The following is a 21,606-nucleotide window of genomic DNA, read 5'->3' as shown; positions in this document are numbered from 1 at the left end:
TATAGCAATAGTTCGTTAATAATTCAATAATGTGCTAAGCAGCTATACGCTGTAAGCACGAGAGATCTTTGAAAATCTTGCTAATTAAAGTTCGGTTCGGGGTGTACCCGCTTGCTTTAAAAATTCGTTTCACCAGATAAATGTTGGTCATCAGTGACTTGAATGAAGACATAGAATATTCCATTCCCAGCTCCTTCATAGTTACCTTGGCAACATTTAGTGATGTGAATGAAGCATTGAAAGCAAAATCGAGTTTCCACTTATCGCGAGCCTGGCAGTCCATAAGACCAGTATAGCCTTTGGCGTCACGAAAGCAAAATTCGATATGGAACCTGGTTCTATAATAAAGAAGTACCTCTTCACCCGAAAGTAAGGGGTCTGTAGAGAAGAATAGTTTCTTCTTGCCATTCGGCATCTGCCAGATGACAAGTCTAACTTTACACCTGAGTGCCTTGGAATAGGCTATCAAAGTATAAGCTGTTCCTTCTATATCTTTCATCTCCATCTTCCCTGTTTACCAAAGAAGCGCTTGGCAAGTGAGACATTAAGTTTGAGCCAGTCAATGCTTTTCGACTTTTTTAAGCCGAATGCGTTGCGATAGGTTTGCTCAACATGCGAGCCATACCTCCCCATTTGGGTGAAATTTATCTTTCTTGGTATTACCATGAACAAAATTATCACCTCGATGAGTATTTTCTCGAAACTTTTTGTTAACTTTGCAGCCGAATCTTCAACTGCATCTTTAAAGATATCCATATATTGGTCAAGTCCTGTATTCATATAATTTTGCGTTTGTCGTGATTTGCAAAGTTACTGAAAAATCAGTGACTTGACCAACTTTTTATAGTTAAGTTTTCATAAGTATTTCTTAATATAAGTTATTGATTTACAGACGATTAAATGTTAATTTAACGCTGTATTGTATCATATTCGGGTCGCCATACAAAGCTTTTGCCCCTACAGGGCGCCAGGCGTGGGGACATGAATACCCAGGGCGAATGCCCTGGGCTAGGAGCTTCTGCCCTTTCTATTATATTTGCACTTGGAAAAATAAAGAGGTAAAAATCTTTATATCTGCAAACTTTTGTTAACTTTGCAGAAAATTAGATAAGTACAATAAAAAAAGAAGAATACTCCATATCCAGCGTTAACCCTGTGCCCTTTCTAGCATAGTAAAGGCTTAGCCCTGTTTGGGGAACTGGATATTTTCTGAACAGAAGCTTGAGAGTAAATTAGCCTGCTTGTGTAGAACAAGACAGGACTCGTAGTATAGTTGTAGCCGCTCAGAACGGAGCACCCTTCTTATTAAAAACTTTATTCAATATGCAAATATACGGAATAGATTTGGCAAAAGAGAAATTTGACGTAAGTTTTTTCGACTTGACATCAAAAAAAGTATCAAACCAACCTTCACATAAGGTTGTAAAGAACAATTTTAAGAGTATCGGAAGGTTTTTAGAAACCCTTCCAAGCGATGCTGTATTGGTTGCTGAGCATACCGGAGTTTATGGTGATACTCTCTTGAAGTGCTGCATGGATAGCAATGTGAAGATTGCCTTTGTGGGTGGATATGTCATCCATAGATACAGAGCTACACCTGACCGTGCCAAGACGGATGTCCTGGATTGTGCACTGCTCAGAGATTTTGGAGAGAGATATCCTGATAAGCTGAAATACAAGACGTTTCCAGAAGAGGCTCTATATGAGCTTCGTCAATTGGCACGCCACCGAGAAATGCTCGTAGAACAGCGTAAGCAGCTAATAACAGCCGACAAGAGCGAGGATTGTCGTCCTATCAGAAGTCTTGCCGTCAAGCGAAGCATGGACCGCATCAAAGAGATGTTGGACACGGAAATTGCAGAGACGGAAAAAGAAATGTTGAAAGTCATAAATGGACATGAGAGCATTCGCCACAACTATGAGCTTGTTAAAAGTGTCGATGGAGTTGGGCTGATTACCGCAGTAGAACTATTGGTAAAAACAGAGAATTTCACAAAAATAACTACAGCGCGCCAATATGCTGCTTATGCAGGAACTGCGCCATACGAAAAATCATCGGGGAAAATGGACAAGGGAGCACATATATCCAAGATTGGTAATAGACGGTCAAAGACCTTGTTGTACATCTGCGCAGAAAGCGCCAGATTGCACAACAAGGAGATTAAACTGTACTACGAGAGACGTACTTTAATAGATAAAAAGCCGCGTCATTATGTGCTAAATGCCATAGCAAACAAGTTGCTAAGGATCATATTCACCCTCGTGGAAAAAGGTGAATACTATGACGCAAACTTCATTAGGCAAGACCCAAGGGTCGTTAAATATAATTAACGTTAAAAAATACGCTCAAAGCTTGCTCAATTAGAGTAAAACAGGGCGTGAGGGAAATTGCAGGGGGCGTGAAAGGAATTGCAGGGATGCGTGAGGGGAATGGCGTTTAATCTGTTAAAAACATCACACGTATTACAATAAACATTAAATTAAAGTGAGCGTCATAACGCTCAATTTTTATTTGGTTATTTGAATGTTTTTTATTACCTTTGCACGAAATTTTGAAATTATGAAAAAAATGAAGCATATTAACAGCAATCACCTCGACTTTATGAAGAAAAGGTGTTTCGGAAGCTTAGGAGAACTCCTAAGCGAGCTGTGGTATGCTATAATTACAAACAATCGGTCGAGATGCCAGGTATCTGCGACCAAGTATCAACTTAATGCCATATCAACAACCAGAAAGTAAACACAACCTTACCCGCCCCCACACCTTACGATAGTAGGCGCTCGGCAGTCTCCAGCGGCTTACGCTAAAAACGTTAGCGCAAACACACGTCCTCTACTAAAATGAGGCGGAAACAGTTAACAATCAACATAAAAACAATAAAAGAAGATGAAACTTTTTTTTTATAGGAAATTTATTCGCTTCGTAATAAAGCACTTCACCATCGTTATCAACAATACCATACAGATGAATGGTGGACAGTATATCGAACACATGAACAACTATCAGGGAAAGGAGGATGAGAAATGTCTGGACAAAGAATGATCATCATGAACGCTGGTAGCTCGTACTTCGAGCATGTGGAGAATTATTATGGCAGCAATGCCTGTGAGCAAAACTCATGCAGAAATGCTGTGATGCCGGCTGAGCTGAAAACGGAAAAGGCTCAGAGGATAAAGAACAACCTGATGGAGATAGGCATGGTAACTGAAGATTTCATGCCCTCAGGACTGTCATCATCCGAAGCTGCCATCCTTGCCAACCAGATAGGTACAGAGTTGAAAATCGATAATATATGGAGCGTATTCGGCAATTATTGGGGTCCTAATCCGAACTCGATGAGAGCCGCCTACAACCGAGGAATGGAACAGAAGAAAACGATTCCCTTCCTCGAAAAAGTAATGCCTGCTATCAGAGGTTAATCTGGCAGGTAGTACTAGTACGCGTACATAGTACGTACTAGGTAGAAGCGAGAAAATTGCCTTACCTTTGCCCCCGGAATTCAGAACCAATGCGGTTTGAGTTTCGGGGGCTTTTGTGTATCTGCACATCAACCATGGTGGGAGCCTCCAATCTTCTAAATTATTTAAAATGATGGAAGTGAAAGCGTATGTGTTCAGTCCTCCTCCTTACAGACGGCTGAGAGTGGTGAAAACGGAAGAGGGGATTACCCCACAAACCAATCTTTTATTAACGAAATAACATGACAGAAACACAACATGTAATTGCACTGAACCCTTATCGCAAGGGCAATAAGGGGAAGGTGTTTTCCAACAGTATGGCGGTGTATGACAAGGTGATTGCATCGCCGGAAATCAGGAAGATGATTCAGCAGATTAGGGGCGAACTGCCTATCCCGAAGGTGAATGCCAACGATGCAGAGGCGGTGAAGAAGGCGCAGGACAGGCTGAAGAGCGAACTGCCTTTCTTCTGTCCCCACTACGGCATTTTCAAGAACAATGTGCGCAGACAGGAGAATGCCCAGCCCGAGAGCTTCATGTTCCAGACTATCATCGACGTGGATGACAGGGAGTATGTAGACAAGGCTATCGAGAAGGCAAGGGAGCTGAACTGCTCTGACAGCATCTGGAACGGCTCGCTGCTGCACCTCTGCTACAGTGCCCGGAAGAAGCTGCACATCGGTATCAGACTGCCGGTGGGAATGACCATCGAGGAGACGCAGAAGGCGTATTGCGAGGCGCTGGGGGTGCCGTATGACGAGAGCTGCATCACACCCGAGAGAATGATTTATCTTACGGATAAGGACTCGGAAATCTACAGGTCGAAGATGTGGTGCGCCGTGCTGAACGAGAAGGAGATTCTGATGCGAAGGCAGGCGTATCTGGACCGCGGACTGACCGTGGACGGAAGAGGAGATGCAAAAGTTAATAGTTTACAGTTTAAAGTTAATAGCAATAGTAATGACAATGTTGAAAATAATAGACTATCGGGCAACGACGGCAATACTGCTGTTTCTGCTGGCTCTGCTGTTCAGCCTGCCCAACCTGATAATAGCCATGGTGCTGATGCTCCTCATATCGGGGATTCTGGAGGCAATCAGGATGCTGGCGGACTGGGAGCCAGGGAGAAGAACCTGATTGCGTTTGACCTCTTTACGCAGGCTGCCGGACTCGGGGGTATGGAGATTGATACCGTGGGGTCGAGACACTCTTCGCTGCTGGCTATCATGAGCGCCGGTGCTTCGAGGGTGATGGAGGAAGAGGAACTGATGAAGGTGGTGAGGGTGAAAATGCCGAGCTACTATCAGGAGAACGACTGCCATCAACTGATTCATGACTTCTATGCGAAATATGCTGACAATACGAAGCCGATGTCGAGGGAAGTGATGAGGGTGAATGCGCTTGCGGAGCAGAAGGCGAATGAAGTGAAGAGTGAAGAACGAAGAGTGAATAATTCGAATGCTGTGACTAATTATGCTGTTCAAGGTTCGAATCTCAAAGTTCAAAGTACTGGGGAGGATTATCCTGACCCGCCGGAGATGCCGAAGAAACTGCCGAAGCTGGTGGAGCTGCTGATATCGAGGACACCGGAACTTTATAAGCCGGCTGTAGCGCACGCTATCTTCCCGCCGCTGGCTACGCATCTCTGGAAGACGAGGTTCCGGTATATTGACAACGTAGAGCACGAGGCGAGACTGATGACGCTGCTGCTTGCGGGTACCGGAGCGGGTAAGAGCAGCGTAAACAGGCCTATCGATTTCATTATGGAGGATATCAGGCTGAGGGATGCTGAAAACCTGAAGCGCGAGAAGGCGTGGAAGGATGAGATGCTGCGCAAGGGTGCCAACAAGGATAAGCGCAAGAGACCAGAAAACCTGATTATCCAGGAGATTGATGCGGATATGACGAACCCGGCTTTCGTGATGAGAACGGCCGAAGCGCAGGAACATTTCCTCTATACTTCGCTCAATGAGCTAGACCAGTTTGATGCGCTCAAGGGTAGCGGAAGCCAGCAGTTCCGTATCATGTGTCTTGCCGCAGACCCGGGTAACAAATATGGACAAACTCGCGTAGGAACGATGAGTGTTACGGAGCGTGTTACCATCCGGTTCAACTGGAATGCATCTACCACCATCCAGAAGGGTCAGCGTTACTTCTCTAGGGTTCTTACCGATGGTCCTATCAGCCGTATCAACTTCTGTACCATCCCCGAAAGGGAAATCGGCGAAGATATGCCTGTTTATGGAACTTATGATGAATCGTACCGTGAGGCGCTCAGGCCTTACATCGAAAATCTGAACAAAGTAACGGGCCTGATTGAGTGTAAGGAGGCGTTTCAGCTTGCCCTCAAACTGAAGGATGAGAATGCTGAGTTTGCCCGACTGTCGCAGGACAGGACGTTTGAGAATCTCTCGTTCCGTGCCAACGTCATCGCTTACCTGAAGGCATGCGTGCTGTATGTAGCCAACGGTTGCAAGTGGGAGCCGGAGATTGACGAGTTTATCCGCTGGAGCGAGCAGTATGACCTGTACTGCAAGATGCGGTTCTTCGGCGACATGATTGCGAAGGAGAACTATACGGCGGAGAGGAGTTCGAAGCGTGGGCCTCAGAATCTTTTACAGATTCTGCCCGATAGCTTTACGGCTGCGCAGTTGCTTGCCATCCGGCTGGAGCATGGACTGGATGCGAAGGGTACTGATATGATGATCAGGCAGTGGCTGCACCGGAATTATATCAGGCGGGCGTATCAGTATACGGGCAAGCGTGACAGTTGTGACAGTTGTGACAATTTTGAGAAGCTTAAGTATCGCCACGACGGTATGGTTATTGAATCTTAAATTTATTTTTACTTATGCAGATAGTTTTAAAACGTATAGCGAAGAAGAAGACCTACACGATAGGTCGCCTTTACATCCTGAAGGATGAGGATGTGAAGAAGCGCACGATTGAGACTGTGAACAAGTGCAGGGGGCTGAAGACGGTGTGCGAGGTGCCCCAGGAGAAGCTGAATGCGGACTCGTATTTCTGTGATACGATGGAGCCGTGCTGGCGCAATCTTCTGGGTGTGGAGCTGAGTCCTGCCGAGGAGAATGTGCGGTTGGGGCGTGTATCGGGCAAGAAGGCGCAGAAGATGAAGGGCAAGACGGCGATACCTGAGGGCACTTATCCGGTGGTGGTCAGCAAGTCGCCGAGTTTTAAGATGTGGTTGCCGCTGCTGTTGGGTGTCCCCAATTTTGAGGGCATCCGCATTCATGCCGGCAATTATCCCGATGATACGCAGGGCTGCATCCTGGTGGGTGAGAACCGTGTAAAAGGCATGGTTGTGAACTCCCGCATCTGGCTCCACCGCCTCATCAATGCCATTACCGCTGCGAGAGACAGGGATGAGAGCATTTGGATTACGATTTTATAGTGATTAGTGTTTAATTTTAATACATTTTTATATCATGGAAAAAAATTATAAAACAAAAAAGGAAGAAATGAAGAATGAAAAGACAGCGGGGAATGCTGTTGTGTTTGAAAACCCTGAATTCGGTAAGATTCGTACCTTGACCGATGAAGATGGAGAACCCTTGTTCTGTGCAAAGGATGTCTGTGATATACTGGGGTATAAAAAATCAAGAAACGCTGTAAACCAGTTGGTTAACCACCTTGACGCCCTAAAACAGGGCGTCAAGGTATCGGGCAGCCTTCGTAAGGATGGAAGCCGAACAGTACGAACTCAGCAGATGCTTTTCGTCAACGAGAGCGGTTTCTATGCTTTGGTTCTCGGCTCCAAGCTTCCAACGGCGGTGAAGTTCAAAAACTGGGTTACTTCCGAGGTGCTGCCACAGATTCGCAAGACGGGCGGTTATATTCCGGTACAGCAGGGAGAGAGTGATGAGGAGACAATTCGACATGCTGAAGAGATTCTCAGGGCTACACTCAAGGAGAAGGAGAATCTGCTGAAAAACCAGCAGGTACAGATTGATCAGCAGAAGAAACTCATCGGTGAACAGGATACGGAGATTCGTCGGCTGAACGGTGTGGTGGACGAACAGGTGGTTTGCATCGCCAAGAACGGTGAGAACATCATCCAGTTGGAGAATCAGGTGGATCATCTTCTGCCAAAGGCGCTCTACACCGACAATGTGCTCAACTCTGTTTCCTGCTATACCACCACGCAGATAGCGAAGGAGCTGGGTATCACGGCACAGGAGTTGAACCGCCAGCTCTGTGCCCTTCATATCCAGTACTACCAGAGCGGCCAGTATCTGCTCTATGCTGATTATGCCCACATGGGCCTGGCGAAGAGCCGCACCCGCTACTCTACCCTCCCCGACCCTCACTGCGATGGGGCACAGGAGAAGCTGGGCACCGCCTACACCCACACCTACCTCGTATGGACAGAAAGAGGAAGGAAGTTCATACATTTATTAAAGGTAAAAGGGTAAAAAAGTAAAAAAGAGCCTAGCGGGGATAAGCTAGCTAGGGCTCTTTTTACCTTTTTTAGGGGGACCAGCGATGGAATCGCTGGGGACGGGGGCAGGAAGGGGAAAGGCCTCTTCCTGCCTCTTTGCGCCCCTTTGCGCCCCTTTGCGCTCCGTTCCCAGCGATTCCATCGCTGGTCCTCTAAAAAAAGGGAGAAAAATTTGGTAGTTAGTAAATAAAGCCGTAACTTTGCATGCTCTTAAGCAGAATAAAGGAAATAGATTAGTAATTAAAAGCAAATATGAATAATCATACGACATCAATAACGACAAACAAGAAACATCACTACCGGGAACTGCTGGCTATCGGCATTCCTATCATCATAGGACAGCTGGGTACCATCATTCTGGGATTTGCTGATACGCTGATGATTGGCCATCACAGTACACCCGAACTGGCGGCTGCCGGACTGGTGAACAATATCTTCGGTCTCGTTTTCGTATCCTATATGGGATTCACCTACGGACTCACTCCTATCATCGGACGGCTCTACGGCGAGGAACGGACCGACTGCATCGGACAGAAAGTGCGCAATGCCTTCTGTGCCAACATGCTGACGGGCATCATCTTCACCCTCGCCCTCGTTGTGCTCTACCTGAATCTGGAGCGCATCGGACAGCCTGAAGAGCTGCTCTCGCTCATCCGTCCTTACTTTCTGGTAAACCTTGCCTCGGTGCTCTTCATGGGCATCTTCTTCACGATGAAGCAATTTCTTGACGGACTCGGACAGACCAAGGTGGCGATGTGGGCGATGATTGGCGGCAACGTAATCAATATCCTGGGCAACTGGGTACTGATTTACGGTGTGGCGGGTTTCCCGGAACTGGGTTTGCTGGGAGCCGGTATTTCGACGCTGGTGAGCCGTATTCTGATGGCGCTGGCAATGGTGGGCATGCTGATGACGGGCAAGAATTTCGGGGAATACAGACGCGATATTCTGCACAGTTCTCTGACCAAGGCAGACTTCAGGGAGATGAACCGGTTGGGCTGGCCTGTGGCGCTGCAGCTGGGCATGGAATCGGCTGCCTTCACGCTGAGCTGTGTGATGGTGGGCTGGCTGGGAACCATTCCGCTGGCGGCTCATCAGGTGATGATAACCCTCTCGCAGCTCTTCTATCTCGTGCTTTCGGGCATGGCGGCTGCGCTGGCTATCCGCGTGAGCCATTTTATGGGTCAGAAGGACTACGGGGCAGTTCGCCGCAATGCCTACGACGGGTTCCGGCTGAACCTGCTGTTCTCGCTGTGTATGGGTTTGCCGGTATTCCTGCTTCGCCATCAGATAGGTGGCTGGTTTAATGATAATGTGGAGGTGCAGGCGTATGTGGCTACGCTGATTATCCTGATGATGGTATATCAGTTTGGCGACGGACTGCAGTATACCTTTGCCAATGCGCTGCGTGGCATCGCCTGTGTGAAGCCGATGGTGCTCTATGCCTTCATCGCCTATTTCGTCATCTCCTTGCCGCTGGGCTACACCCTGGGGTTCCCTTGCGGCTTGGGCATTCTGGGCATCTGGTTAGCCTTCCCGTTTGGTCTGACCATAGCAGGCGAAATGTATCGCAGAAGATTTGAGAAGGAACTGAAGAAGATAGAAAAGAAATAAAGAATTAGGCACGGGGGGAAAGAATTAGGCACGGATTACACGGATTACACGGATTTATAGAGACATGCTCTAAACGAGTTATAATCTCAAAAAAAATCCGTGTAATCCGTGAAATCCGTGCCTAAAAACGAGAGATAACTCAAAACGAGTTGTAATCTCGAAAAAAATCCGTGCCTAAAAACGGGATTTACTCAGCAACCTGCTCAGCACGATCATCTACGTTCTCACCCTCTGTAGGAGCGAGAGTAGCCTTGAAATCGGTGATGCCGTACTTAGCGAGAATGTTGTACCACTGGAGGAGCTTCTTGATATCGCTGTCGTGAACACGGTCGCGATCGTAGTTAGGAAGAACCTCAGCAAAATAAGCGTGGAGCTCAGCAACAGGCGCCTTCTTGTAGTTGAAAGTGCTAGGCTTGCCCTCTTCCTTCTTGCTTACGCTGTCGAGCACTTCCCAGAGTGGCACCTCATCAGCGTCTGTATACATAGCGATGTCACCAAGGCTTGTTACGCGGTCGGTAGCGAAAGCTGGGATACGCTTGTGAGTCTCATCGAGTGTTTCTACGATGAGGTTTCTGTTACCTCTTGATACCAATTTATAAAGGCCTGGTTTGCCTGCAATTGAAAGGATTGTTTCCATTGTCTTTTCTGTTATTCTTTATTATTAATGATATCTAATAATTTCCTTACCTGTGCATCGATATCCTGCTCGCCATCGTTCACGATTTCGAAATCGGAGCGGGCTGCAAGTTCTTCCTGCGGCATGACGGCATCTATCCACTGCTGCGCCTTCTCTGCCGGGATATGGTCGCGCTGCATGATGCGCTGGATGCGGACCGGGACGGGAGCCGTTACGCAGACCACGAAATCGAGGTGGATACGGCGGTAGAAACCGCTATCGAAGAGGATGGCACTCTCCATCCACTCATAGCTGCTCTGCTCGAAATCGCGCGCCACAGCCGGATGAACCACATCGTTGACAGCCTGCTTGTTAGCCTCGCCAGCCAACAGAAACTGAGCCAGCACGGGCTTCTGCAAAACGCCCTCTGCACTATAAACCTGCTCGCCCACCAGCTTCTTCAAGCCAGCCTGCAAGCGGGCATCGGTGCGCATGAGCCGCTTAGCCTCAGCATCGCAGTCGTAAACCCGGATGCCCTGTTTCTCCAATATCCGGCACACATAACTCTTTCCGCTACCTATACCCCCCGTTATCGCTATCTTCATCATAGTAGAAAACTATCAACTATAAACTATCAATTATCAACTATCATTGCTGTTCCAGCAGATAATCTACCGTTTTCAGTTCGAGATGCGCCTTGCTCACCGAGCGCGGCACGCTGCGCAACTGGAGTTTGCACTTGTCAGAAGGGTTGTTAGCCAGATCGTTATAATCTACTACCACCTTAAACTGGCTCGGCTTGATGGTTCTGAAGAGGCTGGCTCCGATGGTGAATCTTACCGCCACTTTAGATGGGAAGGTACGGAGCACCATGTTATCTGGCATGTTGATGGCCGTAACAGGCACCTCGACCGACTCTTCGGTAAGCACATCAGGATATACCGCCAGACGCACCATCTGAGGCACAATCTTCATGCCACGTATCTTCTTGATAGGTACGCTGCGATGAATGGTATCCTGCAGGTTGCGCATGTTGAACGGCTCGATTTCTACCGATTCCAACTGGTCGAGCTGCTTCTTGTTGGCATAAACCGTAACCGTAGACGGCAGGAATTCGGTATGTGCCAGATAATAGCTCTTGCTGGTTGTAATCTTACCTCTGAACACCACAGGCACCCGCTTGGAAGAGCCGTAGGTGAAGAAGAAATCGAATTTTGCCGGCTTGATGGAAATCAGTTTGGTAGAGCCATAGAGCTGGGATGCCACCTGTTTCTGCACATCAGCCATCGGAATCTGTCCCGTTCCCGTTTCCTCGTCGGCATAATTGGCAAACCGGAATGTGAGCGGATGAATCTTGCCTCCGTAAGCATAGGTAACGAGTGTGAATCCCTTATCGCGCACCGTAATATGCACGGTATCAGTGAGTTCGCCGGTTATCACCGCATTGCGGGGCACGCCGGTTAACTGCACAGGAATATTGAATTCTCTCTCGGTAGTCTCATTGAGCGTCATCATCAGCCAGAAGATGCCGCTGAGAGCGAGAAAGAACAAAAAAATCAGAAACTCCTTATTCAGACCACTGAACAGGAAGTTTCTGACAGCTTTTAATATGCTCTTGATACTATGCATTAGGTGTCTGACTAGCTGCATCAGCAAACACGTAGCCCTTAGCTACAGTGATTACCACGCCACGAGCTATCTCAACATCAACGGTATTAGCCTCGAGGTTAACACGCTTAATTGTGCCATAAACACCGCCGCCTGTAACCACCTTGGTACCCTCTGCCAAAGCATTCTGGAACTTGCGGATTTCCTTCTGCTTCTTCTGCTGAGGACGGATCATAAAGAACCACATGATAGCGAAGATAGCTACCATCATGATGAGAAAACTCATGCTGCTACCACCGGCAGCTGCTTGCAATACTAAATTTGTCATGTTGTTAAAGTATTATCTATTATTATTTTATGTTCTATATATAAATAAGGTGTGACCAGCAAGAAAGGCCTCCGTTATTTACTCACCCTCGCCCGGAGCGCGATGAATGCGCGGACGACGGCCGGCTGAGTGCTGGTTGTCTGGGCGCTGTTTGCCGGCATGTTCGCCGTGCTGTGCGTGCTGCTTGCGCTCAGGCATCTCCTTCTGGATGAGGTTGCGGCTGATGAGCTCGCGGCAGATGTTGTCGATCATACCGTTAACATAACCGCCGCTTCGAGGAGTGCTGTATGCCTTGGCAAGTTCTACATACTCGTTGATAGTGACGGTAGCCGGGATGCCAGGGAAGTTCACAATCTCAGCGATGGCAATCTGCATGATAATTACATCCATATAGGCAAGACGTGAGAAATCCCAGTTGCGCAAAGCCTCGCTCATATAGCGCTGGTAGGTATCGCAGTTGAGGATGGTAGCACGGAAGAGCTTGCGTGCAAACTCTCTGTCTTCAGCATCCTTGTATTCTGGCAGCAATTCCTGCTTGGCCTTAGCTTCCGGGTCGAAACGCTTGATAGTCTTCAATACGAAAGTATCTATGATATCCTTGTCATCGTTCCAGTAGAGGCTCTTCTCCTCGAGGAATGCATCAAGATCTTCATTATTCTGAATGAACTGCTTGTAGATGCGGCGCCATACCTCGCGGTCGCGGCTGTACTCGTCGAGATCGGCGAGTTCCTCATCAATAGCACCGCTGATATAATCAGCATAGAGATCGCTAGACGTAATCGCAGTATACAGTTTGCGCACCATTTCGATATCCTCATCCCAGTTGGAATGCTTTACATCTATCCATTCGAGCAGCATCTTGTTCTCTTCGAGCTGCAGAGCGAACTTATTGAATGCGAAACGTGGTGAAGGTTCCTGCTCACCCTCTCTTTTGGCACGAGCTACATCTACATCGTAGCGCTTGCGTGCCTCCTGGGTGATGGCAACGATGAGCTGCAACATGTAGTTGTACAAATCGTATGACTTGGAGAGACTAAACATCAGCTCCTTCTCAGCGTTATCCATGTTATGATCGCTGTTTTGATAGTATGCGTAGGTTAACTGCACAATCTTACGTCTTATCAAATCCCTATTAATCATTCTCTAATGTTTTAAAAGATTCATTTATTAAATTACCTAATACGCTTGCAAAAATACACATTAAATAGGTAATAGACAAGAAAACGGGCAAAAATTTCAGTTTATTTAAGCAAAAAATTGTATTTTCCTTAATTTTTCTGCATGTAGGACATGTTTTTCTATAAAAAGTTTGCTCATTCCAAATAATTTTCGTAATTTTGCACCCGCTTTAAGCAAAGCTAATCCGTGTGATGGCGAGTTAAGGCACATTTTTTATTAATAACTTAATTTAGAGTAACACAAAATGAAAGAGATTAATGTAACAGGTCAGAAGCGTACAGACCTTGGCAAGAAAGCTTCTAAGACATTGCGTAAGGAAGGTTTGATTCCATGTAACCTTTATGGTGAGAAGAAGGGCGAGAACGGTGCTCCTGAGGCTTTGTCATTCGCAGTTCCATTCGCTGAGTTGCGTAAAATCATCTACACTCCTCATGTATACGTTATCAACCTCATCATCGACGGTGAGAGCCACACTGCTATCATGAAGGAGATTCAGTTCCACCCAACAACAGACGCTCCTCTGCACGTTGACTTCTACGAGGTTAACGACCAGAAGCCTATCACTATCGGTATTCCAGTTAAGTTGACAGGTCTTGCACAGGGTGTACGTGATGGTGGTCGTATGAACCTCTCTATCCGTAAGATCAACGTTACAGCTCCTTACCAGGTTATTCCTGAGCACCTCGATATCGACGTTACTGAGTTGAAGATCGGTAAGAGCATCAAGGTAGGTGACCTCTCATTCGAGGGTCTTGAGTTGGCTACAAGCAAGGCTGTTGTAGTTTGCTCTATCAAGATGACACGTAACGCTCAGCTCGCAGCTCAGGCTGCTGATGATGCAGAGGCTTAATCGCTGAGTCATCAAGAGATTTTACGAACCTGAGTAAAGCATTATCAAACATTGGATAAATATTTGATTTGTGGGCTTGGTAACCCTGGCGATGAATACGCCGGCACCAGGCACAACACAGGATTTATGGTATTGGACGCTTTTGCTAAAGCGTCCAATATTCATTTTGAGGATAAGCGATATGGCTTCGTAGCCGAGACTACGCTCAAGGGAAGAAAGATTTTCCTGCTCAAACCTACCACATTCATGAACCTCAGCGGTAATGCGGTAAGATATTGGCTGAATCAGGAAAAGATTGACCAGAGCCGACTGCTCGTTATCAGCGATGAGCTAGCCCTGCCTCTGGGTGCTTTCCGACTGAAGGCGAACGGCAGCAACGGCGGCCATAACGGATTGGGACATATCCAGCAGCTTATCGGTCAGAATTATGCCCGCCTGCGCATGGGCATCGGCAACGATTATCCGCGTGGCGGCCAGATAGACTGGGTGCTGGGCAAATATACTGAAGAAGACATGAAGCAGCTTCAGCCAGCCATCGACCTGGGTGTAGACATCATCAAAAGCTTCGTATTGGCTGGTATCGACATCACCATGAACCAATACAATAAGCTAGGGAAGAAGTAATCATGAAAGAATCAGCAAGAATAGACAAGTGGCTCTGGGCTGCCCGCATTTACAAGACCCGCAGCATTGCTGCCGATGCCTGTAAGAATGGCCGCGTAACGGTAGGAGGCGTAACGAGAAAGCCTTCCTTCATCATCAAGCGTGGCGATGTGGTGAGCGTAAAGAAAGCCCCTATCACCTACTCTTTCGAGGTTCTCGACTGCATAGAGCAGCGCGTAGGCGCCAAGATGCTGTATGGTGTCTATAAGAACGTAACCGACCCTAAGCAATACGAGCTCCTGGAGATGAGCCGCATCAGCGGATTCGTAGACAGAGCCCGAGGCACCGGTCGCCCAACTAAGAAGGAACGTCGTGCCCTGGACGCCTTCGTAGATCCAGCCATGTTTGGATTTGACGAAGAAGACTGGGACGAAGATGAAGAATAAAAAAGAATCCCTATACATCTTTTATACTGTATAGGGATTTTTTTTTATTCCCATTGAGCATTCTTCTTTTGCTGGCTCTTTTCATGAATAATCAACCCGACAGCAAAAAGACAAATCAGGATGAGTGCTCCACAAATCATTGCGAAATTAATTTCTTGTGTAGTCATAATTATTTTCCTTTCTTTCTTTTATTATTTTTATCGTCAGGACTATTAAGGTGCACAAACCAAAGCCCTAAGCCTAATATTACCATCATTATTAATATTGCTATAGCAACCATTCCTGGGGTATTCATGTCTCCAAAAAAACTTGCTAGCAAGAGCGCCGTCAACATATACTTGGCAACGTCCATTAACCATTTTCCAAATTCCAGTCCCATAAGCATTTCTATTTAGCTCTGCAAATATACAACTTTTTATGAAACAATGCAAGAAAACGGGAATAAAAAAAATCTAAAAATATTCTATTTGGTAACAATTTCGTATTTTTTCGCCCGATTTTAGCAAATAATCATTAATTTGTTTGGACTCTATTGTAAAAAATCCTATCTTTGCACCCGAGAGATGATGGAAAGGCATGATAAATGGCTACCTCATTTTCAGCTTTATAGTAACATACTATTTCAAAAGCTACGAGAATATTAACAGTTTTAAATTTATAAATTGAAAGAGTTATGAAAAAATTATTTGTTATGGCAGCTATGGTGCTGTCTTCAGTAGGTGCTTTCGCACAGCAGGCTGCAGGTACAACAACTATTCAGCCTAAGGTAGGTTTGAACGTTTCTACTATCGCTGACGGCGATTGGAAAGCTGGTTTCGCTGCAGGTGCAGAATTGCAGTATCAGGCTACAGACAAGGTAGGTATCGCTGTTGGCGCTCTCTACTCTGCTCAGGGCACAAAATCAGACCATGTAACTTGGACTCCAGGATATATCAACGTACCTGTAACATTGAACTACTATGTAGCTCAGGGTCTCGCTCTCAAGGCTGGTATTCAGCCAGGTTTCATGGTAGGTAAGGATGATATGCCTGACGAGGTTCTTAAGACATTCGACCTTTCTGTACCAGTAGGTCTCTCTTATGAGTATTCTAACTTTGTATTCGATGCTCGCTACAACATCGGCTGTACAAAGGTATTCAAGCACTCAGACGAAGGTTACAACAACGTAATCCAGATTACTGTAGGTTACAAGTTCGCTCTCTAATCGAGAACTCTTGATAAGACAAAATAACAAGAGGGTGTGTCATAAGTCTGTGACGCACCCCTTTTTATTTTTTGCCTTTTCACAGATACGAAATCTTTAAAAAACATTTTTATTTACAACAAAGCCCAAACTTTCACAAGCTCGGGCTTTGCCTTTCCGCAAAAGATTTGTATCTTTGCAGAAAACTTCTTTAAGTATGGCAAAGATACAAATAAAATCTGAAACTCGGCACGAATTGAGCTTTTTTCCTAACTCTTTCGATGATTATGTGCCAAAAGACAGCAAAGTTCGTATGGTGGATCGTATTGTTCGCAGTATGGACATCAACCCTCTCATGGATACCTATGATGGGATTGGTGCTCCTCCTTACAGTCCGAAGATGCTTCTAAGTTTAGTTGTTTTTGCCTATATCAATGGCGTTTATTCCTGTCGTGGCATAGCGGACGCACTTAAATACGATGTTCGCTATATGTGGATTTGTGGAGGTAAGCAATTATCTTTCGCAACAATCAACCGCTTTAGATCCAATCATATGATTAAATGCATCGACTTTTATTTTGATGCAGTCGTCTCCATATTGGTTGAAAAGGGCGTGATTAGTCTGGAGGAACAATATGTTGATGGCACTAAGATAGAGTCGAAAGCAAACAAGTACACGTTTGTATGGAAGAAGACTGTGGAAAAGAACAGGGCTAAGCTCTTGGAAAAGACCTCTGCTGCATTGGCTCAGATAAAAGAACAAATTCGCCTGAATGGCGGGAGTGACATTAAGGAAGAAGACAGCGAGCCAGCCACTTCCGCCAAGGATGTAGAGAGAAGTGCACGTTTGTGTGAGAGGCAAGCTAAGAACCTTCCTAAGGCAAAGCTTACAGGAAGAGAGAAGCAAAAGCTAAATACTCAGATAGATCACTTGTTCAAAGCCTCGGACAAACTGTGCGAGTATGAAAAATCACTGGATATACTGGGCGAGAGAAACAGTTACTCCAAGACTGATCCCGATGCGACCTTCATGCGCCTCAAGGAAGATGCCATGAACAATGGGCAGACAAAGCCTGCCTATAACCTTCAAATTGCGACAGAGAATCAATATTGGACGAATTTCGCCCTTTATCCCAATCCAACAGACACCCTGACCTTCAAGCCTTTTTTGGATAAGTACAAGAAAAGATATGGAAAGCAATCCAAGAGCGTCACCGCAGACTCAGGGTATGGCTCGGAGGAGAACTACGAGTACCTAGAGATGGAAGAAATGATGGGTTATGTAAAGTACAACTGGTTTCACAAGGAACAGCATAAGCCTTTCAAGGAGGATGCCTTCAACCAAGCGAACTTCTACTACAACAGGGATGATGACTATTATGTCTGCCCCATGGGACAACACATGGAACCTTGTGGACAACGGCAAACGAAAAGTGACTCCGGCTATGTGTCTGTCATTACATTATATAGAGCACAACGATGTGATGGATGTCCGCTTGGAAGTCTCTGCAAGAAATCCAAAGGCAACAGAACCATATATGTCAACCATAAACTGAATGCATATAAAAAGGAAGCCTTCCTGCTACTAACGTCTGAAGAGGGCTTGAAACACAGAAGCCAGCGACCGATAGAGCCGGAAGCTGTATTTGGGCAGATGAAGGCAGATATGCATTATAAGCGATTCAGGCATTTTGGAATGGACAAGGTTTACATGGATCTAGGATTGTTCGGAATGGGATTCAATTTGAAGAAATATTTGGGTATAAAACGATAAAACTCAATTTTGTTTTTTTATCGTCAGGGATAACTATGCCCTTTTGTGGGCTTTGGGGCTGTTTTGTTATCGATAAAACAAGAAAAGTAAAGTTTCTATACAATATAATAAGATTCCCTTTGTGAAGAAAGACTACGATTCAACTAGAATATATAGAAACACACACAAAAAAAGGGTGCGTCACAGACTTATGACACACCCTCTTTCTTTTTTTCTCGTCATATCTGTTTGAAATAAGCCTCACGTAAACATGGAGTGAGGCTTACTATCGTTTAAAATGAAGCTTACTTCATTTTCTTTTCTAGAACATTCTGCCGCCTGGACGACCACCGCCAAAACCGCCATTGAATGGACGACCATGGAAGTTTGGACGGCCACCAGGACCACCAGGACCACCAGGACCTTCAGGTCCACCCCTACGGGCATCCTTGCCTCCGAAGAGATTCAGGCGGTAAATCACGTGCAGCATCGCATAGCTGTTGATGGCATTATACTCCGTATCCGTGCGGGATGTAGCAGAAATGGCACGAGAGAAGGTGCTCTGCTGGCGGAGGATATCGTAGAACTGCAGCATGATGGTAAGAGGCTTGCCCTTCAGGAAGCCCTGAGAGAGCTGCGCATTCCATACAAACTCATCCGTATTCATGCTGCTGTCGCTATAACCGCGGCGGCTGCTGATAGAGAGGCTTGAGTTCAGACTGGTGCCCCAAGGCGCTGTAAGCGTCATGCTAGGACCATAAGAGAACTGCCAGGTATTGAGGTTGCTGTTTGGCTGCAACTTGTTTGTAGCATGGTTATAATTCAATGTTCCATCGAGCGAAAGCTCCAGCCAGTTGTTGCGATAGCTGAAAGAGAGGCGCTCTCTCCAAGTAGTACTGCGGGTGGTATTCTTCTGGGAATCAGACTGCTTGTCGAGACTCAGATAACTCACGTAGTTGTTGTAACCCAAGTAGGTGTCGGTATTCAAGTTCCATACACCGGCACTATCGATAGAGCAGTTGAACATAAAGGCTCCCATCACATTCCAGTTGCCATTGATATTCTCAGGTCGGGTGATTCTACCACCAGTCTTCTCATCGTAGGTCACCTTGTTGCTGATGCTATTGTTGGTGGTTGAGAAGTTGATGAAGGTCATGACACCCTTGTTGTGGTTCTGCACGAAATTGTTGTAGAACAATCGGAAGTTCTGGGTGAACGATGGCTTCAAACCAGGGTTACCCTTCGAGATGTTCAGCGGGTCGCTGTTATCTGTGATATCAAGCAACTGAGAGATGCTTGGCTGAGAAGTGGTACCACGGTAGTTCACACGCAGGTTGCTCATCTTTGAGAAGCGATAACGGAAATCGAAGGTTGGACTCACATTCACCACATTGCGAACGGTATCTACATGCACTCCCTGATAATCCTGGATATACTTCGACTGCTGTGGCTGAACCATCACACCGAAGTTCAGGTTGTACTTCTGACGGACGAATCGCATCATCACCTGGATATCGTGATTATAGTTGCGATACTCTGAGAAACGGCTCTGATCATCATCCTTGTAATCTTCGAGATGACCGGCAAACGGATTCAGATAACTATCCCAACTACGATATTCATGATCGCCATTCATCGCATACTTGCTGAAATCGTAGGTGCTGCGGTCGCTCTTGGAGTAGCTGTAAGTAAACTTATAGCTGAACTGCAGGAAGGTAGCCTTCCAGAGTGGCTCACTATAGGTCAACTGGCCCGCATAGCTGTAATTCTTCGAAGGAGTCAGGTTATAGCGATTGGTCTGATAAGTAGAATCCTTACCCTCCGCTGTCTGTACGAGATAGAGCTTGGCATTGTTGAGCGAGATGCTCTTGCTGTCATTATCCGTATATTTGGCATCCACACGGAAGGTGATGTTACGTCCCTTGTTGCCCAACTTGCGGTTCACCTGCAGCATACCTCTGATATTGTTATTATCAGAATAGGTGATTCCGTTAGTCAACTGACTGTTCACCATAGCCTCAGCCTTCTCCAACTCATCAATACCTTCCTCAGAAAGAGGGTCTTTGGAGGTAATGGTATAAGGATCCTTGTTGTAAGAAGCCGACTGGCTGTCACTCAATCCATCGCTGGTACTCCAGGAGATGGAAGGACGGAAGAGGATATTGGTCATAGAGTCTGGCATCCACTCCAAGCGGATGTTGCCGTTCCAGCTGTTGTTGCGGGAGAAATTCTGAGTCAAGCTGTTGCTGAACGAAGAGCTGCTACCCATGAAGTTCTCGCTGGAACGACGGCTCCAAATATCGCCATCGCTGTGATTCCAGCGAAGTGAAGTATTGAACTTGAATTTATCTTTCAGTTCATAATTATAGTTAGCACCTATCATCTTGCTGGCATTCAAACCGTTAGCACCTCCGAAACCTCTACCGGGGCCACCGCCTCCGAAACCACGGTCGCTGGTGTTATTGGCATTGGCAAAGAGCATGAATCGGCTGTTATTAGAGAAATAACCGCCCATACCACGCATGTTATAGCGGCTCTTGTTGCCCACGCCCAGGTCGATATTGGAAATCAGACCCTTATTCATACCCTTCTTGACACCGAAGTCGAGCACGGTCTGCTCCTCGCCGTCATCAATACCGGTTACCTTAGAGAGATCACTCTTCTCATCGTATGCCTTGATTTTCTCGATGATGCTGGTAGGCAGGTTCTTCAGGGCAGTCTTGGTATCACCGGTCATAAACTCCTTGCCGTCTACCAGAATCTTCTTTACCTCCTTACCATTAATCTTGATGGTACCGTCATCGCTCACCTCTGCACCCGGCAGACGCTTTACGAGTTCCTCAACTACCGAGCCTTCCGGTGTGCGATAGGCAGAAGAATTGTACACGAAAGTATCCTCCTTCAGGGTTACCTTCTGAGCCATGGCTGTTACCACTGCGCCTTTCAGCATGATAGCCTCAGCACCCAGCACAATCTTACCCATAGCCAGATCCTTGTTATCAGAAATTTGGATACGCTTCACGGTAGACTTATATCCTACACTCGAAATCTTGAGCAGATACTTGCCATTAGCCGGAGCGGTGACGTGAAAGAGTCCGTTCTCATTACTGATGGCACCAGCCACATACGTGCTGTCGCTCTTAAGCAATTGAATAGTTACCTGCTCAATGGCCTCCTTGGTATCGCGGTCGGTAATCTGACCGGATATCAGTCGCTGCTGAGCAAAGGATGCTATTGCCATCAACAGCAGCAGCATCGTCAGAATCGATTTTTTCATTCTTATTTTTAATTTGTTATTATATTCACTTGTTCGTTATTTCCACCTGACCATTATTTTCACTTAACCGTTATGATATTTTAATAACCATTTTTGTTAATCTGGTAGTTTTGACGCGTTAAATACACCAAGGTTTAATGCATTCTGAGATAAAAAACGCAAAATTAGCAACTTTTTTTTTGTATTGTCTCCATTTTAGTGTATCTTTGCACGAAAATTAATACGTTAGAA

At 46.2% G+C, this 21,606-nt stretch carries 22 protein-coding genes; 12 read left to right on the top strand and 10 right to left on the bottom strand.

What is annotated here, in order from left to right; translation table 11 throughout:
- Positions 1–34: 34 nt before the first annotated feature.
- Both ONT08_RS07110 and ONT08_RS07105 read right to left on the bottom strand, forming a co-directional pair.
- Positions 35–499, bottom strand: a complete 465-nt coding sequence (locus ONT08_RS07110) for a hypothetical protein (RefSeq protein ID WP_264959603.1) — start codon at positions 497–499, stop codon at positions 35–37.
- Positions 496–780 carry a hypothetical protein gene (locus tag ONT08_RS07105; protein WP_228112419.1) on the bottom strand — a complete coding sequence of 95 codons (285 nt, stop codon included), beginning with the start codon at positions 778–780 and terminating at the stop codon, positions 496–498. The genes ONT08_RS07110 and ONT08_RS07105 overlap by 4 nt, the downstream gene beginning before the upstream one ends.
- Before the next feature lie 543 nt (positions 781–1,323).
- On the opposite strand from ONT08_RS07105, the gene ONT08_RS07100 reads away from it, so the two are divergent.
- The 7 genes from ONT08_RS07100 (at position 1,324) to ONT08_RS07070 (ending at position 9,532) form a co-directional block, all read left to right on the top strand.
- Complete coding sequence (locus ONT08_RS07100) at positions 1,324–2,331, top strand: IS110 family transposase (protein WP_119235899.1); 1,008 nt, start codon at positions 1,324–1,326, stop codon at positions 2,329–2,331.
- Between the two features lie 556 nt (positions 2,332–2,887).
- Positions 2,888–3,043, top strand: a complete 156-nt coding sequence (locus ONT08_RS07095) for a hypothetical protein (protein WP_022120246.1) — start codon at positions 2,888–2,890, stop codon at positions 3,041–3,043.
- A complete protein-coding gene (locus ONT08_RS07090; protein ID WP_264959602.1) occupies positions 3,025–3,420 on the top strand; it encodes a hypothetical protein in 396 nt (131 codons plus the stop codon). The genes ONT08_RS07095 and ONT08_RS07090 overlap by 19 nt, the downstream gene beginning before the upstream one ends.
- A gap of 281 nt (positions 3,421–3,701) precedes the next feature.
- Positions 3,702–6,296, top strand: coding sequence for a hypothetical protein (locus ONT08_RS07085; RefSeq protein WP_264959601.1), 2,595 nt, complete (start codon positions 3,702–3,704; stop codon positions 6,294–6,296).
- Between the two features lie 14 nt (positions 6,297–6,310).
- Positions 6,311–6,871: a DUF5675 family protein gene (locus ONT08_RS07080; protein ID WP_264959600.1), complete on the top strand. Its 561-nt coding sequence runs from the start codon at positions 6,311–6,313 to the stop codon at positions 6,869–6,871.
- A gap of 67 nt (positions 6,872–6,938) precedes the next feature.
- On the top strand, positions 6,939–7,892 hold the full coding sequence (locus ONT08_RS07075; protein ID WP_264959599.1) for a phage antirepressor: 954 nt from the start codon (positions 6,939–6,941) through the stop codon (positions 7,890–7,892).
- Between the two features lie 278 nt (positions 7,893–8,170).
- Positions 8,171–9,532: an MATE family efflux transporter gene (locus ONT08_RS07070; protein ID WP_264959598.1), complete on the top strand. Its 1,362-nt coding sequence runs from the start codon at positions 8,171–8,173 to the stop codon at positions 9,530–9,532.
- A gap of 187 nt (positions 9,533–9,719) precedes the next feature.
- On the opposite strand, the gene ONT08_RS07065 is transcribed toward ONT08_RS07070, so the two are convergent.
- From ONT08_RS07065 to nusB, 5 genes are all read right to left on the bottom strand, one after another.
- On the bottom strand, positions 9,720–10,169 hold the full coding sequence (locus ONT08_RS07065) for a DUF5606 family protein (RefSeq protein WP_022121573.1): 450 nt from the start codon (positions 10,167–10,169) through the stop codon (positions 9,720–9,722).
- Between the two features lie 11 nt (positions 10,170–10,180).
- Complete coding sequence (gene coaE, locus ONT08_RS07060; protein WP_022121572.1) at positions 10,181–10,753, bottom strand: dephospho-CoA kinase; 573 nt, start codon at positions 10,751–10,753, stop codon at positions 10,181–10,183.
- Between the two features lie 43 nt (positions 10,754–10,796).
- Positions 10,797–11,777 (bottom strand): CdaR family protein, encoded by a 981-nt coding sequence (locus ONT08_RS07055; protein ID WP_264959597.1) that lies wholly within the window; start codon positions 11,775–11,777, stop codon positions 10,797–10,799.
- Complete coding sequence (gene yajC / locus ONT08_RS07050) at positions 11,770–12,084, bottom strand: preprotein translocase subunit YajC (RefSeq protein ID WP_264959596.1); 315 nt, start codon at positions 12,082–12,084, stop codon at positions 11,770–11,772. The genes ONT08_RS07055 and yajC overlap by 8 nt, the downstream gene beginning before the upstream one ends.
- A 78-nt stretch (positions 12,085–12,162) precedes the next feature.
- Positions 12,163–13,224 (bottom strand): transcription antitermination factor NusB, encoded by a 1,062-nt coding sequence (nusB, locus tag ONT08_RS07045; protein ID WP_264959595.1) that lies wholly within the window; start codon positions 13,222–13,224, stop codon positions 12,163–12,165.
- Between the two features lie 283 nt (positions 13,225–13,507).
- Here nusB and ONT08_RS07040 point away from each other — a divergent pair, with 283 nt between their 5' ends.
- From ONT08_RS07040 to ONT08_RS07030, 3 genes are read left to right on the top strand one after another with little or no spacing between them, the layout of a single operon-like run.
- Entirely contained in the window at positions 13,508–14,113 is a 606-nt protein-coding gene (locus ONT08_RS07040) for a 50S ribosomal protein L25/general stress protein Ctc (RefSeq protein ID WP_006847298.1), read from the top strand.
- A gap of 51 nt (positions 14,114–14,164) precedes the next feature.
- On the top strand, positions 14,165–14,737 hold the full coding sequence (pth, locus tag ONT08_RS07035) for an aminoacyl-tRNA hydrolase (RefSeq protein ID WP_118254008.1): 573 nt from the start codon (positions 14,165–14,167) through the stop codon (positions 14,735–14,737).
- Positions 14,738–14,739: 2 nt separating this feature from the next.
- Complete coding sequence (locus ONT08_RS07030; RefSeq protein ID WP_203053821.1) at positions 14,740–15,162, top strand: RNA-binding S4 domain-containing protein; 423 nt, start codon at positions 14,740–14,742, stop codon at positions 15,160–15,162.
- 44 nt (positions 15,163–15,206) lie between these two features.
- Here ONT08_RS07030 and ONT08_RS07025 read toward each other — a convergent pair whose 3' ends face one another.
- Both ONT08_RS07025 and ONT08_RS07020 read right to left on the bottom strand, forming a co-directional pair.
- Complete coding sequence (locus tag ONT08_RS07025; RefSeq protein WP_006847295.1) at positions 15,207–15,329, bottom strand: hypothetical protein; 123 nt, start codon at positions 15,327–15,329, stop codon at positions 15,207–15,209.
- A gap of 2 nt (positions 15,330–15,331) precedes the next feature.
- Positions 15,332–15,541, bottom strand: coding sequence for a DUF6722 family protein (locus ONT08_RS07020; protein WP_040552996.1), 210 nt, complete (start codon positions 15,539–15,541; stop codon positions 15,332–15,334).
- A gap of 294 nt (positions 15,542–15,835) precedes the next feature.
- On the opposite strand from ONT08_RS07020, the gene ONT08_RS07015 reads away from it, so the two are divergent.
- Both ONT08_RS07015 and ONT08_RS07010 read left to right on the top strand, forming a co-directional pair.
- On the top strand, positions 15,836–16,366 hold the full coding sequence (locus ONT08_RS07015) for a porin family protein (RefSeq protein WP_117587175.1): 531 nt from the start codon (positions 15,836–15,838) through the stop codon (positions 16,364–16,366).
- Between the two features lie 196 nt (positions 16,367–16,562).
- Complete coding sequence (locus tag ONT08_RS07010) at positions 16,563–18,119, top strand: IS1182 family transposase (RefSeq protein WP_118200255.1); 1,557 nt, start codon at positions 16,563–16,565, stop codon at positions 18,117–18,119.
- A gap of 301 nt (positions 18,120–18,420) precedes the next feature.
- On the opposite strand, the gene ONT08_RS07005 is transcribed toward ONT08_RS07010, so the two are convergent.
- Positions 18,421–21,375 (bottom strand): TonB-dependent receptor, encoded by a 2,955-nt coding sequence (locus tag ONT08_RS07005; RefSeq protein WP_264959594.1) that lies wholly within the window; start codon positions 21,373–21,375, stop codon positions 18,421–18,423.
- Positions 21,376–21,606: the final 231 nt, after the last annotated feature.

The sequence above is a fragment of the Segatella copri genome, assembly GCF_026015465.1.
Taxonomy (GTDB): Bacteria; Bacteroidota; Bacteroidia; order Bacteroidales; family Bacteroidaceae; genus Prevotella; species Prevotella copri_E.
This window is presented reverse-complemented; position numbering and strand designations above follow the sequence as displayed.

Coding starts and splice junctions, on each gene's coding strand:
- nusB (WP_264959595.1), bottom strand. CDS start 13,224: ATGATTAATAGGGATTTGATAAGACGTAAGATTGTGCAGTTAACCTAC.
- ONT08_RS07100 (WP_119235899.1), top strand. CDS start 1,324: ATGCAAATATACGGAATAGATTTGGCAAAAGAGAAATTTGACGTAAGT.
- yajC (WP_264959596.1), bottom strand. CDS start 12,084: ATGACAAATTTAGTATTGCAAGCAGCTGCCGGTGGTAGCAGCATGAGT.
- ONT08_RS07075 (WP_264959599.1), top strand. CDS start 6,939: ATGAAGAATGAAAAGACAGCGGGGAATGCTGTTGTGTTTGAAAACCCT.
- ONT08_RS07095 (WP_022120246.1), top strand. CDS start 2,888: ATGAAACTTTTTTTTTATAGGAAATTTATTCGCTTCGTAATAAAGCAC.
- ONT08_RS07005 (WP_264959594.1), bottom strand. CDS start 21,375: ATGAAAAAATCGATTCTGACGATGCTGCTGCTGTTGATGGCAATAGCA.
- ONT08_RS07090 (WP_264959602.1), top strand. CDS start 3,025: ATGTCTGGACAAAGAATGATCATCATGAACGCTGGTAGCTCGTACTTC.
- ONT08_RS07030 (WP_203053821.1), top strand. CDS start 14,740: ATGAAAGAATCAGCAAGAATAGACAAGTGGCTCTGGGCTGCCCGCATT.
- ONT08_RS07010 (WP_118200255.1), top strand. CDS start 16,563: ATGGCAAAGATACAAATAAAATCTGAAACTCGGCACGAATTGAGCTTT.
- ONT08_RS07015 (WP_117587175.1), top strand. CDS start 15,836: ATGAAAAAATTATTTGTTATGGCAGCTATGGTGCTGTCTTCAGTAGGT.
- ONT08_RS07105 (WP_228112419.1), bottom strand. CDS start 780: ATGAATACAGGACTTGACCAATATATGGATATCTTTAAAGATGCAGTT.
- ONT08_RS07110 (WP_264959603.1), bottom strand. CDS start 499: ATGAAAGATATAGAAGGAACAGCTTATACTTTGATAGCCTATTCCAAG.
- ONT08_RS07025 (WP_006847295.1), bottom strand. CDS start 15,329: ATGACTACACAAGAAATTAATTTCGCAATGATTTGTGGAGCACTCATC.
- coaE (WP_022121572.1), bottom strand. CDS start 10,753: ATGAAGATAGCGATAACGGGGGGTATAGGTAGCGGAAAGAGTTATGTG.
- ONT08_RS07065 (WP_022121573.1), bottom strand. CDS start 10,169: ATGGAAACAATCCTTTCAATTGCAGGCAAACCAGGCCTTTATAAATTG.
- ONT08_RS07070 (WP_264959598.1), top strand. CDS start 8,171: ATGAATAATCATACGACATCAATAACGACAAACAAGAAACATCACTAC.
- ONT08_RS07020 (WP_040552996.1), bottom strand. CDS start 15,541: ATGGGACTGGAATTTGGAAAATGGTTAATGGACGTTGCCAAGTATATG.
- ONT08_RS07040 (WP_006847298.1), top strand. CDS start 13,508: ATGAAAGAGATTAATGTAACAGGTCAGAAGCGTACAGACCTTGGCAAG.
- ONT08_RS07080 (WP_264959600.1), top strand. CDS start 6,311: ATGCAGATAGTTTTAAAACGTATAGCGAAGAAGAAGACCTACACGATA.
- ONT08_RS07055 (WP_264959597.1), bottom strand. CDS start 11,777: ATGCATAGTATCAAGAGCATATTAAAAGCTGTCAGAAACTTCCTGTTC.
- ONT08_RS07085 (WP_264959601.1), top strand. CDS start 3,702: ATGACAGAAACACAACATGTAATTGCACTGAACCCTTATCGCAAGGGC.